The organism is Buttiauxella sp. AC038 (assembly GCF_979253565.1).
On record NZ_CEEDCQ010000001.1, the window covers coordinates 647,614 to 661,648 of the forward strand.

The window sequence follows — 14,035 nt, forward strand, 5'->3', positions numbered from 1 at the left end:
GTAATTGAGCAGCTATTTTTAGGCCATAACGTCACTCAAGTAGCTCACCATTTAGGGCGTGATATCAGAACAGTAAGCGCGCATAAAAGACATGCAATGGAAAAATTGGGATTGCATTGTGATAAAGATCTCCATGTTTTTGGCTGTGAACTTACAGGGAACTAATTATTTTATAAGGAGATTAATATGCCAGAAAACAAAGTACGCATCTTGCTGCGTAACCCATTTTGCCGTGCGGTAGTTATTAGTAAACGCCCTTTGATGAGAGAAGGTTTACAGATTGTTATGAGAGAAACAGCGGCAGAATCTTCACAGATTTTGTTGGCTGATTATTTTGATCTGACTTCAGACATCCTGGATAAAGTTGATGTTGTTATGCTTGAACTGGATAGTTCTCAACAGGAGATTCTGGAACAATGTGACTATCTGAACTATCTAAAAAGTAAATCTCAGCATGTAAGATGGATATTTATTTTACCTCTGCATCTACGGAATATTGCGGTTGAGCGATTGCTAACAGCCAATACTTCGTTGCTGTCTTTACATGAACCGACGAGTAGTATTATTGAGCATATATTTAATAACACGGATGATATTGAAAGAATCAGCAAGTATCTTTTGCTGGAGCAAGCAGAGCAGGCATCTGTTAATGATATGGTAAAAATGAGTTTAACTTTTTCAGAATGCCGAGTTTTACGGCTAATTAGTAAAGGTTGGAAGTTGGTTCAAATTGCGACTCTCCTTGAAAAAAACTATAAAACCGTTAGTGCGCAAAAAAAAGCGCTATGCGCCGATTGGAAATTAAAACAGATGCCGAAATGTATGCCTGGATATTCAGTGATCATGGAAAGCGGGAGTTAAATATTCCACCTTATAATCAGTGAGTATGAAAATAATAAGGTACGACTGAGGAGCTTAAATCCGTCCTCAGTCTCCTGATTATTGGCACACATCAACCCAATTTGCAGCGGTGAGTTCTGCTAAGCGAGCAGGGGAAATACGCACTGCACTATGAATGGCTCCGGCAGCAGGTAAAACCTCCTCGTACTGTTTAAGTGAAATATCGCAGTAAACTGTTAACGGATTTTCTAGTCCAAAAGGACACACTCCGCCCACGGGGTGGCCTGTCCAGGTAACAACCTCATCACTGCTAAGCATGCGGGCTTTGGCCCCAAAAACAGTTTTAAGTTTTTTATTATCCAGGCGTGTGTCACCTTTCGCGACAACCAGCACCACTCTATCCTTCACTTTCAACGACAATGTCTTAGCAATCTGCCCAGGCTCAACGTTATGGGCTACTGCAGCTAAAGCAACAGTTGCTGTGCTTTGATTCAATTCAATGATGTTGATATCGGGGGCGTTTTCGGCAAAGAATTGCCGGACGGACTGCAGGCTCATGCTTTTCTCCCATTTTGTTCAGCAAATAATTTGGCATAAGTATGTGCTATATGTAAACCAGTGAACCCGACCCTGATTGTGTCGAATGAAAGGGCGACATTGTGATGCGAAATACCTAAAGAAGTTAAAGTTTCAGTGATTTCTGGATCTTCTTCACATTCACTGCAACCGGTTTCAGTAACCGGTTGCAGTACGTCAATTAGCGATGAATACTGAAACGGTCACACACCTGTACCCAATAATAAGAGCAGCCTATGAAACCGATTTTTTTATGCTGTGCCACTGATGTCGAATTGAAAGCTGTATCTAAAAAGGTCCCGGTTTCGGGGACGAATTCTATGAATTACGGACTGTTGCGCGGCGATACTTTTCCCGCGGCTACATTCGCGTTGATAGCCTGACTGGAGTTCCGATATGTCTACGAATCACGCAGCTTTTAATTTGATTTTCCGTTTTGTAGAAAACTACGTTAGTCCCGTTGCGGGACGAATCTCTTCACAGCGCCATGTTATGGCGATTCGTGATGGGTTTATTTCCGCGATGCCATTTATGATTGTCGGTTCGTTCTTATTGGTCTTTGCCTATCCACCGTTCTCGCCAACCACCACCTGGGGGTTTGCACGTGCGTGGCTGGATATGGCGAAACAGTTTGAAGGGCAAATTCTGACGCCGTTTGATATGACGATGGGCATTATGTCTATCTACATTTGTGCGGCTATTGCCTATAACCTCGGTAAGCACTATGTGAAGTCGCACGGTCTGGACCCATTCATGTGTGCAATGCTTTCACTCATGGCTTTCTTGCTGGTGGCAGCACCAAAAACTAAAGGCACGATGCCGGTAGATAGCATGGGAGGGACAGGGATTTTCACTGCAATTCTGGTGGCGATTTACTGTGTCGAAATGATGCGTTTCCTGAAAGCGCATAATATCGGAATCAAACTCCCGGACCAGGTTCCACCGATGATCAAAAACTCCTTTGATCTTCTGATCCCCGTTCTGGTTGTGGTGCTAACGCTTTACCCGCTGAGCCTGTTCATTCAGTCTGAGTTTGGCATGTTGATTCCACAAGCCATTATGTCACTGTTTAAACCGCTGGTTTCTGCGGCGGACTCACTGCCTGCTATTTTGCTGGCGGTGCTGATTGGACATCTGCTTTGGTTTGCAGGAATTCACGGCGCGGCCATTATTTCTGGCATGCTGCAAATGTTCTGGCTGACCAACCTCGGTATGAACCAGAGCGCGTTGGCACAAGGTGCACCACTGCCGCACATCTTTATGGAAGCGTTCTGGACGTTCTTTATCGTGATTGGTGGTTCGGGTGCAACCATGGGGCTGGTGATTTGCTATCTGCGTAGCAAATCAGCTCACCTGCGCTCAATTGGGCGACTAAGCGTGGTGCCAAGTTTCTTTAACATTAACGAACCGGTCATTTTCGGTACGCCAATTGTTATGAACCCAGTGTTCTTTATTCCGTTCCTGCTGGCTCCAATGGTTAACGCCGTGCTGGCGTGGGGCGCAATGAAGATGGATTTGATTGGCCGCGTGATTTCAGTTGTGCCGTGGACTGCTCCTGCACCAATCGGTGCAGCTTGGGCTCTGGGCTGGGATTTCCGCGCGGCGATTCTGGTTATTCTGCTGGCTGTGGTTTCCGCCATCATCTACTTCCCGTTCTTCAAAGTATACGAGAAGCAGTTGCTGGAACAAGAAGCGGAAGAAGCACAGAGATCATCTGGAGAAGAGAGCCAACAGGCTGCTTAATAGAAGAGCGATAAGTGAAATGAAACGGTGGGGAAACCCACCGTTTTACTTTAACGTACAGTCACCGCAACGTTGTACATCTGGCAGTTTATAGCGTTGGCAGCAGGTGCGACGTACCAGCAAACCTTCACGGAGAATGACGGTACGGTAGAGGGGATTATCCTGACCATCCTGCAGTTGTTTCTCAAAGAAACAGGCATGACGTAACTCGGCAATTGTCGATTCATCCAGCAACTCTCTGAGCTCGCCAAAAAACCAGTTCAGCAGATATCCCGTATTACTCCAGATGAGTTTTCCATTGATTTCGCTACTGTTTTCCAGTGCATCAACGACGGGCATTAACCCTTTAATAAGTAGTTTTTCAAGGCGTTGGGTTAACGACATTGTCGTCGCCATCTTATCTTCCTGAACGTCTAGCCAGAAAGTAGCAGCTCTGCCTGTTTCATGAAACTCAACATGGATATGTTGCGGGTCGATATCCAGTGCTCGAGGTTGGGTAATCAATGCCATGACTAGCGGTGGAACCAACAAGCCAAGATACCATTGTGCCCATAGCGATTTTAGCGGCTTCCCTTCACGCACTAGCTGTGGCTGGTTCCGGTAAATGTGGTCACTGTAGCAGGCGAGAAGTGAAGTTAAGGCCGCAGGTTGTGCCCACTGGTGCAGAGCCAGGCTGGTGTGAGGCGCAGGTTCATTGAGTTTGATGATGTCGTTGAAGTATGGTCGATGCATAGCAAAATGCGCGCGTAACTCATCCGCGAGCGTCGGCTGCGAATGCGTAAATGGCGGTAGCCACGCAAAATCGTCGTTAAGCTGAGAAGATTGAAACGCCATCTACAAACAAGACCACTAATACAAATGATAATGATTGCCAATCCTATCTATAGATGGCGCCTTTAGCAAGGTTGTTTTGTGTTCAAGGCATTTAGCCGTTAAAAATGAGCGGGCTCTGTTTGCGAATGAAGGAGAGTTTCGCTGACAAAGATGCTATTACGGCCCTGTCGCTTAGCACGATAAAGTGCGCCGTCAGCTTTGCGCAATGCTTCTTCAATGTCATGCTGCTCAAGTGCTGCAAGGCCGATGCTTATAGTAAGATGGGTCGCCACGCTTTTATTAAACATGTGCTGAATATTTAAATCATAAACGCGTTGGCGAATGCGCTCTGCTGTTTGCAAGGCTTGTTCAGGATCGACATCAACCAGTAAAACCATAAACTCTTCACCCCCATAACGCGTGACGACATCACGTGAACGAACAGCGTCACGAATGGCCGCAGAGACATGCGTCAGAGCCTTATCGCCCATGTTATGGCCATAGTTATCGTTGTAGGATTTAAAATGGTCGATATCCAGCAGCAGTATGTAATGCTGGCCGCTGCCGACTGAGAGCAGAGTATCAAAACGGTTCTGGAACCCACGGCGATTATTCAAACCGGTAAGTGGATCTAACATACTCAGATCGTTAAGGGTTTCTTTTTCTTCAAGCAGCTTATTCATCAAACGACGCGTAAAGTTATCATGACGCTGATGAATGATATGTTGAATGGTTATCCCCACGCCTGGCAGAACAATTGAATACAACAGGCGCGGCCAGTTGGCACCCTGATCAAGCCAGAATATGATTAAGGTGGCCGGCAGACATGCGGCAATAAATGCTTGTATATTATTAATAAAAGATATTGCGCCAATAAATAATATTGCCAATAAGGCAATAATCAAAAAAGAAACGTCTTTATTTGGCATTACAGAGACTTTTATATAGATATGCCCCGCCCAGAGTAAGCCAATTATTAACGAAATGAAGTTAATGTTAATTAGTTTCTTTTTATTTACCAGTTGCCAAAGCAGACAGGACAGGCTTACCACCAGCACCAGAACAATGGGTACTGTAATATGTTGCGTATTAGTTGCCGGGGATATCATGCTAAATCCCGCAGAAAACGCATTTAATAATAAAAATAAACGCAAAGAGAGTTGATGTTTCCCTTTGAGTAAAGTTGACCAATTTGTTGCTGTCATATCAAAAATAGTTCTTTCGACTCATGTCGACATCATGCTGTGAATGAAGTAGGAAAATATATCCGGAAAGTGATTACTTCATGTAGGCAATAGGTGTTAATCAGAGATTTAACATTATGGGCCAATCTATCACCTTACTGAATATATGTCATCTGATGATGCGGAAAGCTTAACATTTCTCATGTAAAACTGACGATACGCTATCGCTGACAAACGAGAAATAATATCATATGATATTGGTTATCATTACCAATTGATGAGATAGCGATGATGTTACAACGTCAGTTAGAAAGTGCATGGGGTGTGTTGGTACCGGCAGGCATCGTCGCCGCGTTACTGTATCTAGATCTTTCTTTTAGTCAGTGGCGCGTCTTGATTGTATTGGGATTATTGGTGACCACAGCCATGCTGTACCATAAACGGTTACGTCATTTTGTGCTGCTACCGTCATGCGTTGCATTTGCCAGTGGGCTTGCTTTGGTGATGATGAATATGGGAACGATGAAATAGTGAGATAAAATCGAGGGATAAGAGAGTACTGCTGAGAAGTTGATAAGAATTGGTGCGAAGAGAGGGACTTGAACCCTCACGCCCGTTAGAGCACTAACACCTGAAGCTAGCGCGTCTACCAATTCCGCCACCTTCGCAAATCAAGTCTTATCTAAGATATCGCCTTCGCATTGGTGCGAAGAGAGGGACTTGAACCCTCACGTCCGTAAGAACACTAACACCTGAAGCTAGCGCGTCTACCAATTCCGCCACCTTCGCGCAGTGCGAACGATATCTTGCGTGGTTAATGGTGCGAAGAGAGGGACTTGAACCCTCACGTCCGTAAGAACACTAACACCTGAAGCTAGCGCGTCTACCAATTCCGCCACCTTCGCATACCCACAACACCGAAGTATTGTAACCACGGAGGCGCATTCTAGATGTTTTCTGCGCGTCGTCAACAGTTAATTTGGTGCCGCTTTTCTAATCGCTGTAAAAAGCGGCACTGTGTGTGTTAGCGCTTCTTCTTTGCCCCACGCACAACCACTGAGCGGTAAACTTTGAAACGGCCCGTCTGCGCGATCACTTCATGATTACCAAACGTTTCATCCAGCACGTCCGGATAGGCGAGGAAGGCGTTCGCGACAATACGTAATTCACCGCCAACACTCAGGTGACGAATTGCGCCACGAATCAACTGGTGCGCAGCATCAAGGCTGGTTTGCAGGCCATCGTGGAACGGTGGGTTAGAGATAATCATGTCAAAACGACCATTCACTTCTGAATAGACGTTGCTGGCGATAACTTCGCCTTCAATTCCGTTGGCAGCAAGCGTTGCGCGGCTGGCAGCAACTGCCGGTGCGGAAACATCACTTAATGTCAGACGAACTTTTGGAGAATGCTTAGCAAGTGAAACAGCTAACACGCCAGCGCCACAACCCACGTCCAGCACTTTGCCTTTGGTGTGCGCAGTCAGCGTGGAAAGCAGCAATTTACTGCCGGTATCCAGGCCATCACGGCTAAATACGCCAGGCAGGGTTTTGACGGTCAGGCTTTCGTGTTGGTACTCATCCCACCAGGAATTTTCATCAAACTGCGGCTGTGTTTCCAGACGACCGTGATAGAAGCCACAACGGCGCGCGCTATCGATTTTGTTGAGTGGGCAAAATTCAGCGAGCATCTGCTCAGCACTACGCACTCCGCTACGGTTTTCACCGACAACAAAAATATCGCTGCCAATGGGCATCAACGACAAAATATTCATCAGCTGGAACTGAGCTTCTGGCTTATTTTTCGGCCAGTAGTAAACCAGGGTATTGCAGTCGCCAATGCTGCTGGCGTCAGCCACCAGGCCGTATTGTGCATCTTCGCCCATCTGAGCGCTCAATACCTGCCAGTGGTGAAATTGTTGGGTATGAACGCGACTTGCTGCCGTTTCGAAACGGGCTGGCAGATCGTCTTGTAAGTCACCGGCAAACAGCACGCGGCTTTCGGTAAAATCATCGCTATGGCGCAGTAGCACTTCACTTGCCGGGGTTAACGCAGTCATCAAATTACTCCTGGGAAATCAGAACCGGGATTATACACTTCTTACTCGAAGTTGCAGCGGCGTTCACTGCACTCATTCACCTGAATCACTTACTCAAGTAAGCTCATCGGGATGACTTCGTTTGTTGCCTTGCTGCCACTCCGATTAATTCGTGTAATAGAGCTTTAATGGCGCATATTCGATGAATTTGCTATATTTGCGCCCCAATTGGCACTCTCTACCTGGTTTCGCTATGCCTCATATACCTTTGCGACGAGACTGGTTGTTACAACAACTGGGCATTACCCAGTGGGAGTTGCGGCGCCCGGCTGCGTTGCAGGGCGAAATTGCAGTCTCACTGCATGAAAACGTCAGGCTACTGATGGTCGCCGAAGCGCTTCCTGCTTTAAACGATCCGTTAGTTAACGATGTTTTGCGTAGCCTGAATTTGGATGCACAGCAGGTCATGCAACTGACACCAGAACGGGCCGCGATGCTGCCAGGTGATAGCCGCTGTAATAGCTGGCGATTGGGCGTGAGTGAACCTCTTCCCATACCAGGCGCGCAATTAGCGACCCCCGAATTAAACGAGCTTTATCAAAATGGCGCCGCTCGACAGGCGTTGTGGCAGCAAATTTGTGAACATGAAAACGATTTCTTCCCTCACCACAAGTGACTTGAGCGCGGCTTACGCCATCGAACAGCGCAGCCATGCTTTCCCATGGAGTGAAAAAACCTTCGCCAGTAATGAAGGTGAGCGCTATCTCAATTTGCGTCTCGACGTAGACGGCAAAATGGCGGCGTTTGCGGTGACGCAAGTCGTGTTGGATGAGGCGACGCTGTTTAATATTGCGGTCGATCCCGATTTTCAACGTCAGGGATTAGGTCGCCAGTTGCTGGAGCATTTGATCAGCGAACTGGAAAAGCGAGATGTGTTTACCCTGTGGCTTGAAGTGCGCGCGTCGAACACAGCTGCGATAGCACTTTATGAAAGCCTGGGTTTTAACGAGGCGACGATTCGCCGTAACTACTACCCGGCTAAAGAGGGTCGCGAAGATGCCATCATCATGGCATTACCGTTAGGCTAATTTGAAAAAGGTGTGTTGATGAACTGGGACTGGATTTTATTTGATGCTGACGAAACGTTATTTACCTTTGACGCGTTCGGCGGTTTGCAGCGGATGTTTCTCGATTATAGCGTGACCTTTACCGCTGAAGACTTCCAGGATTACCAGGCAATTAACAAGCCTTTATGGGTCGATTACCAGAACGGTGCCATTAGCGCGCTTCAGTTACAGCATCAGCGTTTTGAGGGCTGGTCCGAAAGGTTATCAGTTCCTGCGGGTGACTTAAACGCTGCATTCCTCAACGCCATGGCCGAAATTTGTGTGCCGTTGCCAGGGGCTGTTTCGCTGCTTAATGCGTTAAAAGATAAAGTAAAAATCGGTATTATCACCAACGGTTTTACCGCATTACAGCAAATTCGCCTGGAGCGCACCGGTCTGCGTGATTATTTCGATTTGCTGGTGATTTCTGAACAGGTCGGTGTCGCGAAACCCGATCGTAAGATTTTTGATTACACCTTTGAGCAAATGGGCCAGCCGCCGCGCGACCGAGTATTGATGGTTGGCGACACTGCGGAATCAGATATTTTAGGCGGCATGAACGCAGGAATTGCCACCTGCTGGCTCAATGCCCATGGACGAAGCTTACCTGAAGGCATCATGCCGACCTGGGAAGTGACCACATTAAGTGAACTGGAGCAATTGTTGTGTAATTAATGACTGCTTACAGCCGATTGTTAAACCTGACCTGATGGGTAGAATAGCCGTCAGGTAACGTTCATTTGCCGCGCAGTGATGTCTGTGCGCAATTCACAGAAGATTTCATTATGACTTTGTCTCCTTTTTTGCAAGAAGTGGGGAAACGCCGCACTTTTGCGATCATTTCTCACCCCGATGCCGGTAAAACGACTATCACTGAAAAAGTGTTGCTGTTCGGACAGGCAATTCAGACTGCCGGTACTGTAAAAGGCCGTGGTTCCAGCCAGCATGCTAAATCTGACTGGATGGAAATGGAAAAGCAGCGTGGTATCTCGATTACCACTTCTGTCATGCAATTCCCGTATCACGACTGCCTGGTTAACCTGCTCGATACCCCAGGGCACGAAGACTTCTCCGAAGATACTTATCGTACTCTGACCGCAGTTGACTGCTGTTTGATGGTTATCGATGCCGCGAAAGGTGTAGAAGATCGTACCCGTAAGTTGATGGAAGTTACCCGTCTGCGTGATACGCCAATTCTCACCTTCATGAACAAACTGGACCGCGATATCCGCGACCCAATGGAAGTGATGGATGAAGTTGAACGTGAGCTGAAAATCGCCTGTTCACCAATCACCTGGCCAATCGGTTGTGGCAAGTTGTTCAAAGGTGTTTATCACCTTTATAAAGACGAAACTTACCTCTACCAGACTGGTAAAGGTCACACCATTCAGGAAGTGCGCATTGTTAAAGGGCTAGATAACCCAGAGCTGGATGCTGCTGTTGGTGAAGACCTGGCTGCACAATTGCGTGATGAGCTGGAACTGGTTCAAGGCGCTTCCCACGAATTTGATCGTGAGCTGTTCCTTGAAGGTGAGCTGACCCCTGTCTTCTTCGGTACTGCATTGGGCAATTTTGGTGTTGACCACATGCTCGATGGCCTGGTTGATTGGGCACCTGCTCCAATGCCGCGCAAAACTGATACTCGTGAAGTAAAAGCAGCAGAAGATAAATTCACCGGCTTCGTATTTAAGATTCAGGCCAATATGGACCCGAAACACCGTGACCGCGTTGCCTTTATGCGTGTGGTTTCCGGTAAGTATGAAAAAGGCATGAAACTGCGCCAGGTTCGTACCGGTAAAGATGTGGTGATTTCTGATGCGCTGACTTTTATGGCAGGCGACCGTTCGCACGTTGAAGAAGCGTATCCAGGCGATATTATCGGCCTGCACAACCACGGCACCATTCAGATTGGTGATACCTTCACTCAAGGCGAAATGATGAAGTTCACCGGTATTCCGAACTTCGCACCGGAACTGTTCCGTCGTATTCGTCTGCGTGATCCATTGAAACAGAAACAGTTGCTGAAAGGTTTGGTACAGCTTTCTGAAGAGGGCGCGGTACAGGTATTCCGTCCAATCGCGAACAATGATCTGATTGTTGGCGCGGTCGGTGTGCTGCAGTTCGACGTGGTTGTGGCGCGTCTGAAAAGTGAATACAACGTTGAAGCGATTTACGAGTCGGTCAACGTCTCAACGGCGCGTTGGGTAGAAAGCACAGACGTTAAGAAGTTTGAAGAATTCAAACGGAAAAACGAAATGCAGTTGGCCCTTGATGGTGGTGATAACCTGGCTTATATCGCTCCAACAATGGTCAACCTGAACCTGACACAAGACCGTTACCCAGAAGTCACGTTCCGTAAAACCCGCGAGCATTAATCGTCTCTCAGGGCGCGGCAGCCGTCGCGTCCTGCTACTTTTCCCGTCTTATTAATCCCTTACGGATTGTTCTTAATTTCCCGCATTTCCCTCATGTTCACCCACTTTCGCCATGCAATTCCGTGATTGTTGTCTATATTTAACAAACCAGTGACAAATTGGTTGGTTGAAAATGCCACGTAAATGAAGATTTCTGGCGGGTTCATTCGTACTCAATTTTCCTGGCGCTATTAAAAACTGATCGCAAAATTTTTAGGCCGTACCACTTGGCCTGATGTTTAAGGAAAGCCGGTACCTGAAGGCTTGTGCTCAAATAGTGAGCAAAACTATAGGAATTAATCGATGACTATGACTACGACTAAGATTTCTAAAACTCTGTTAGCTGTTGTTCTTGGCTCTGTGCTGGCAAGCGGTAGCGCTTTAGCAGAAGACAAGATGCTTAACAAAACCGAATCGACAGCGGACACAGCAGGCGAAAAAATTGATAGCTCCGTAAAAGACGTCGGTAATTTCATGGATGACAGCAGTATCACGGCGAAAGTGAAAGCCGCCCTGGTCGATCATGACAATATCAAGAGTACCGATATCTCCGTGAAAACCGACAAGAAAGTGGTAACGCTCAGTGGCTTTGTTGAAAGCCAGGCGCAGGCCGAACAGGCCGTAACTGTCGCAAAAGGCGTGGAAGGGGTTTCTTCCGTGAGCGACAAACTTCATGTGCGTAACGGGTCTGATAAATCTGTCAGCGGTTATGCAGGCGATACTGCGACCACTAGCGAAATTAAAGCTAAACTTTTAGCTGATGACATCGTCCCTTCACGTCACGTGAAAGTGGAAACCACTGAAGGTGTTGTACAGCTATCCGGTACCGTGGAATCGAATGCACAGTCTGCTCGAGCCGAAAGTATCGCTAAAGCAGTTGATGGCGTGAAAAGCGTCAAAAACGACCTGAAAGTGAAGTAACAGGGCATATAGAAACTTTCTCCTTCGGTGTAATGCCGGGGGAGTAGGTCAGCAACATCGTTACTCAATATCGCCAATGAGTGTGTATCTGGCACTCATCCAGAAGCGATTCGGGTTCATTATGGTTAAGGAGAAGCTTATGTTTCGTTGGGGCATTATTTTTCTGGTCATTGCGTTGATTGCAGCAGCACTGGGTTTTGGTACTCTCGCGGGTACTGCGGCAGGTGCAGCAAAAATTGTCTTCGTGGTAGGTATTATTCTGTTCTTGGTTAGCCTGTTTATGGGTCGAAAACGCCCATAGCAATATTTACGTGCTATAACATTTAGAGACAGACCAGAGAGCCAGTCTATTTAGACTGGCTCTCGCGTTTTTAAGCGACTAACAAATAACCAATATCTAATAATAAATATCCTTTAGATTAAGGAAAGCAGGGTGGGACAAAGAATACCCGTAACGCTCGGCAATATTTCGCCGCTTGCGCTTCCAAAGTTTCGTCCCGGAAAACTCGCCATTGTTTGTGAAGGTGGCGGGCAGCGTGGGATATTCACAGCCGGCGTGCTGGACGAATTTATGCGCGCTAATTTCAACCCGTTTGACCTCTTCTTAGGCACTTCTGCCGGTGCGCAAAACCTTTCAGCTTATGTTTGTAACCAGCCGGGTTATGCCAGAAGAGTGATCACTCGTTTTACGACAACTCGCGAATTTTTTGATCCTCTGCGCTTTGTGCGTGGCGGGCATCTCATCGATCTCGATTGGCTTGTGGAATCCACCTCAGCAAAAATTCCGCTCTCGATGGGCACTGCAGAAAAAATGTTTGAGTCTGGTAAAGCGTTCTATATGTGCGCTTGTCGCAGCGATGACTACACGCCGGGATATTTTTCCCCGGACAGCGGCACATGGCTGAATCTTCTGAAAGCCTCAAGCGCGATTCCAGGCTTTTACCGTAGCGGGGTGGAGATTGACGGCATCGGTTACCAGGATGGGGGAATAAGCGATGCGGTACCGGTGAGAGAAGCTGTGCGCCTGGGGGCCGATACTTTGGTCGTAATTCGCACCGTCCCTTCGCAAATGTATTACACACCTGAATGGTTTAAACGTATGGAGCGTTGGCTTGGCGACAGCAGCCTGCAGCCCTTATTAAACCTGGTACATCACCATGAAGCCAGCTATCGCGAGATTCAGAACTTCATTGAAAAGCCGCCAGGTAAACTGCGTATCTTCGAGATTTACCCACCGAAACCATTGATGAGCTCTGCATTGGGAAGCCGATTGCCCGCGCTAAATACCGACTATAAAACTGGACGTTTATGCGGACGCTACTTCCTCGCAACCATCGGGAAATTGCTCTCGGATAAGCCGCCAATAAAACGCCACCTTCCGCGTATTGTCGTTCCGGGGCCGGTGGTCGTTCCGCAAGCCGTGGTCACTGAGCCATTGTCTAAAGCGGTGATTGAAACACCAGAAGCTAACGACTCCACTTTCAATAACGAAGATACGGCGTGACGATGACGTTTTACGATACCCATTGTCACTTCGACTTTCCGCCGTTTAGCGATGATGAAGCCAACAGCATTGCCCTCGCGGCGCAAGCGGGCGTAACAAAAATCATTGTTCCGGCAATCGAAGCTGACCGGTTTAACACGGTGCTGGCGCTGGCAGACAATTACCCGGCGCTATATGCCGCAGTCGGTTTGCATCCAATAGTGATTCACAAGCATCAGGATGCGTCTTTAGCGCTGCTTGAGCATTACCTTAAACAGCGGCCGGAAAAATTAGTGGCTATCGGTGAGATAGGACTCGATCTTTATATGGAAAATCCGCTTTTTGATAAACAAGAAGCGATGCTGGATGCGCAGCTAAAACTGGCAAAACGTTATGACTTACCTGTGATTCTCCATTCACGTCGCACGCACGACAAACTTGCCGCGCATTTGAAGCGTCATAATTTACCGCGCACTGGTGTGGTACATGGTTTTTCGGGGAGCCTGCAACAGGCCGAGCGTTTTGTGGCGATGGGTTACAAAATTGGTGTGGGTGGCACGATTACTTACCCACGTGCTAGCAAAACGCGAGATGTTATGGCGCGCTTACCCCTTAGCGCGCTGGTACTGGAAACGGATGCACCTGATATGCCGCTTAACGGCTGGCAGGGGCAGCCGAATCGCCCGGAACGCATTGTTAATGTTTTTCAGACACTTTCTACACTGCGTTCAGAATCTCCCGAAGTTATCGCGAATGCGATCATTAATAACTGCAATGAATTATTTGCAATGAAATAGTAAGTAACAAAATGTGACTTGGCTCACTTAATAAGACAAACGTTTCCGTGAATGTCTATAAATACGTGATTGCCATTCCATTTACTGGCCTCCCTGCCGTTATAATCCCGCCTCACTAAG

The 14,035-nt window shown here is 47.4% G+C and carries 16 protein-coding genes and 3 tRNA genes; 12 read left to right on the forward strand and 7 right to left on the reverse strand.

The genetic code is table 11. The annotated features are described in order from the left end of the window. The first annotated feature begins 3 nt into the window (after positions 1-3). Positions 4-165: a LuxR C-terminal-related transcriptional regulator gene (locus AC0IXI_RS03135; RefSeq protein WP_471683195.1), complete on the forward strand. Its 162-nt coding sequence runs from the start codon at positions 4-6 to the stop codon at positions 163-165. Between the two features lie 21 nt (positions 166-186). Continuing rightward, on the forward strand, positions 187-861 hold the full coding sequence (locus AC0IXI_RS03140) for a hypothetical protein (RefSeq protein WP_471681920.1): 675 nt from the start codon (positions 187-189) through the stop codon (positions 859-861). Positions 862-939: 78 nt separating this feature from the next. On the opposite strand, the gene AC0IXI_RS03145 is transcribed toward AC0IXI_RS03140, so the two are convergent. Further along, on the reverse strand, positions 940-1,398 hold the full coding sequence (locus AC0IXI_RS03145; protein ID WP_422569279.1) for a YbaK/EbsC family protein: 459 nt from the start codon (positions 1,396-1,398) through the stop codon (positions 940-942). A 414-nt stretch (positions 1,399-1,812) separates the two neighbouring features. Between AC0IXI_RS03145 and AC0IXI_RS03150 the strand changes: the two genes are divergently transcribed. Then, on the forward strand, positions 1,813-3,159 hold the full coding sequence (locus AC0IXI_RS03150) for a PTS sugar transporter subunit IIC (protein WP_064513892.1): 1,347 nt from the start codon (positions 1,813-1,815) through the stop codon (positions 3,157-3,159). Positions 3,160-3,204: 45 nt separating this feature from the next. Here the strand turns inward: AC0IXI_RS03150 and fhuF are convergent, their stop codons facing one another. Together fhuF and AC0IXI_RS03160 are read right to left on the reverse strand one after the other, a co-directional pair. Then, the gene (fhuF, locus tag AC0IXI_RS03155; RefSeq protein WP_424221589.1) at positions 3,205-3,993 is read right to left on the reverse strand and encodes a siderophore-iron reductase FhuF; all 789 of its coding nucleotides are present in this window, start codon (positions 3,991-3,993) and stop codon (positions 3,205-3,207) included. Positions 3,994-4,091: 98 nt separating this feature from the next. Beyond that, a complete protein-coding gene (locus AC0IXI_RS03160) occupies positions 4,092-5,177 on the reverse strand; it encodes a GGDEF domain-containing protein (RefSeq protein WP_064513888.1) in 1,086 nt (361 codons plus the stop codon). Positions 5,178-5,447: 270 nt separating this feature from the next. Between AC0IXI_RS03160 and AC0IXI_RS03165 the strand changes: the two genes are divergently transcribed. Beyond that, positions 5,448-5,687, forward strand: a complete 240-nt coding sequence (locus AC0IXI_RS03165; protein WP_134184877.1) for a DUF1435 domain-containing protein — start codon at positions 5,448-5,450, stop codon at positions 5,685-5,687. 50 nt (positions 5,688-5,737) lie between these two features. Here AC0IXI_RS03165 and AC0IXI_RS03170 read toward each other — a convergent pair. From AC0IXI_RS03170 to rsmC, 4 genes are all read right to left on the reverse strand, one after another. Next, a tRNA-Leu gene (locus tag AC0IXI_RS03170) sits at positions 5,738-5,824 on the reverse strand. A 34-nt stretch (positions 5,825-5,858) separates the two neighbouring features. Continuing rightward, positions 5,859-5,945: transfer RNA gene (locus AC0IXI_RS03175), tRNA-Leu, on the reverse strand. A 29-nt stretch (positions 5,946-5,974) separates the two neighbouring features. Beyond that, positions 5,975-6,061 (reverse strand) — tRNA-Leu (locus AC0IXI_RS03180). A 119-nt stretch (positions 6,062-6,180) separates the two neighbouring features. Further along, complete coding sequence (gene rsmC, locus AC0IXI_RS03185; RefSeq protein ID WP_064513886.1) at positions 6,181-7,215, reverse strand: 16S rRNA (guanine(1207)-N(2))-methyltransferase RsmC; 1,035 nt, start codon at positions 7,213-7,215, stop codon at positions 6,181-6,183. A gap of 232 nt (positions 7,216-7,447) precedes the next feature. Here rsmC and AC0IXI_RS03190 point away from each other — a divergent pair, with 232 nt between their 5' ends. From AC0IXI_RS03190 to AC0IXI_RS03225, 8 genes are all read left to right on the forward strand, one after another. Further along, on the forward strand, positions 7,448-7,870 hold the full coding sequence (locus AC0IXI_RS03190; RefSeq protein ID WP_064513884.1) for a DNA polymerase III subunit psi: 423 nt from the start codon (positions 7,448-7,450) through the stop codon (positions 7,868-7,870). After that, complete coding sequence (gene rimI, locus AC0IXI_RS03195) at positions 7,839-8,282, forward strand: ribosomal protein S18-alanine N-acetyltransferase (RefSeq protein WP_064513883.1); 444 nt, start codon at positions 7,839-7,841, stop codon at positions 8,280-8,282. The genes AC0IXI_RS03190 and rimI overlap by 32 nt, the downstream gene beginning before the upstream one ends. A gap of 18 nt (positions 8,283-8,300) precedes the next feature. After that, positions 8,301-8,975, forward strand: a complete 675-nt coding sequence (yjjG, locus tag AC0IXI_RS03200; RefSeq protein WP_064513881.1) for a pyrimidine 5'-nucleotidase — start codon at positions 8,301-8,303, stop codon at positions 8,973-8,975. A gap of 110 nt (positions 8,976-9,085) precedes the next feature. After that, positions 9,086-10,675, forward strand: coding sequence for a peptide chain release factor 3 (gene prfC, locus AC0IXI_RS03205; RefSeq protein ID WP_064514205.1), 1,590 nt, complete (start codon positions 9,086-9,088; stop codon positions 10,673-10,675). Positions 10,676-11,017: 342 nt separating this feature from the next. Next, entirely contained in the window at positions 11,018-11,635 is a 618-nt protein-coding gene (osmY, locus tag AC0IXI_RS03210) for a molecular chaperone OsmY (RefSeq protein ID WP_064513879.1), read from the forward strand. A 139-nt stretch (positions 11,636-11,774) separates the two neighbouring features. Beyond that, positions 11,775-11,936, forward strand: coding sequence for a DUF1328 domain-containing protein (locus tag AC0IXI_RS03215; RefSeq protein WP_064513877.1), 162 nt, complete (start codon positions 11,775-11,777; stop codon positions 11,934-11,936). 132 nt (positions 11,937-12,068) lie between these two features. Continuing rightward, positions 12,069-13,139: a patatin-like phospholipase family protein gene (locus AC0IXI_RS03220; protein WP_413499074.1), complete on the forward strand. Its 1,071-nt coding sequence runs from the start codon at positions 12,069-12,071 to the stop codon at positions 13,137-13,139. Then, positions 13,136-13,915 (forward strand): TatD family hydrolase, encoded by a 780-nt coding sequence (locus AC0IXI_RS03225; protein ID WP_134184701.1) that lies wholly within the window; start codon positions 13,136-13,138, stop codon positions 13,913-13,915. The genes AC0IXI_RS03220 and AC0IXI_RS03225 overlap by 4 nt, the downstream gene beginning before the upstream one ends. Positions 13,916-14,035: the final 120 nt, after the last annotated feature.

Bases quoted from the DNA above. Each gene is read 5' to 3' on its own strand.
- AC0IXI_RS03190 (WP_064513884.1), top strand. From the start codon at position 7,448: ATGCCTCATATACCTTTGCGACGAGACTGGTTGTTACAACAACTGGGC.
- fhuF (WP_424221589.1), bottom strand. From the start codon at position 3,993: ATGGCGTTTCAATCTTCTCAGCTTAACGACGATTTTGCGTGGCTACCG.
- AC0IXI_RS03160 (WP_064513888.1), bottom strand. From the start codon at position 5,177: ATGACAGCAACAAATTGGTCAACTTTACTCAAAGGGAAACATCAACTC.
- yjjG (WP_064513881.1), top strand. From the start codon at position 8,301: ATGAACTGGGACTGGATTTTATTTGATGCTGACGAAACGTTATTTACC.
- rimI (WP_064513883.1), top strand. From the start codon at position 7,839: ATGAAAACGATTTCTTCCCTCACCACAAGTGACTTGAGCGCGGCTTAC.
- prfC (WP_064514205.1), top strand. From the start codon at position 9,086: ATGACTTTGTCTCCTTTTTTGCAAGAAGTGGGGAAACGCCGCACTTTT.
- AC0IXI_RS03145 (WP_422569279.1), bottom strand. From the start codon at position 1,398: ATGAGCCTGCAGTCCGTCCGGCAATTCTTTGCCGAAAACGCCCCCGAT.
- AC0IXI_RS03150 (WP_064513892.1), top strand. From the start codon at position 1,813: ATGTCTACGAATCACGCAGCTTTTAATTTGATTTTCCGTTTTGTAGAA.
- osmY (WP_064513879.1), top strand. From the start codon at position 11,018: ATGACTATGACTACGACTAAGATTTCTAAAACTCTGTTAGCTGTTGTT.
- AC0IXI_RS03140 (WP_471681920.1), top strand. From the start codon at position 187: ATGCCAGAAAACAAAGTACGCATCTTGCTGCGTAACCCATTTTGCCGT.
- AC0IXI_RS03215 (WP_064513877.1), top strand. From the start codon at position 11,775: ATGTTTCGTTGGGGCATTATTTTTCTGGTCATTGCGTTGATTGCAGCA.
- rsmC (WP_064513886.1), bottom strand. From the start codon at position 7,215: ATGACTGCGTTAACCCCGGCAAGTGAAGTGCTACTGCGCCATAGCGAT.
- AC0IXI_RS03165 (WP_134184877.1), top strand. From the start codon at position 5,448: ATGTTACAACGTCAGTTAGAAAGTGCATGGGGTGTGTTGGTACCGGCA.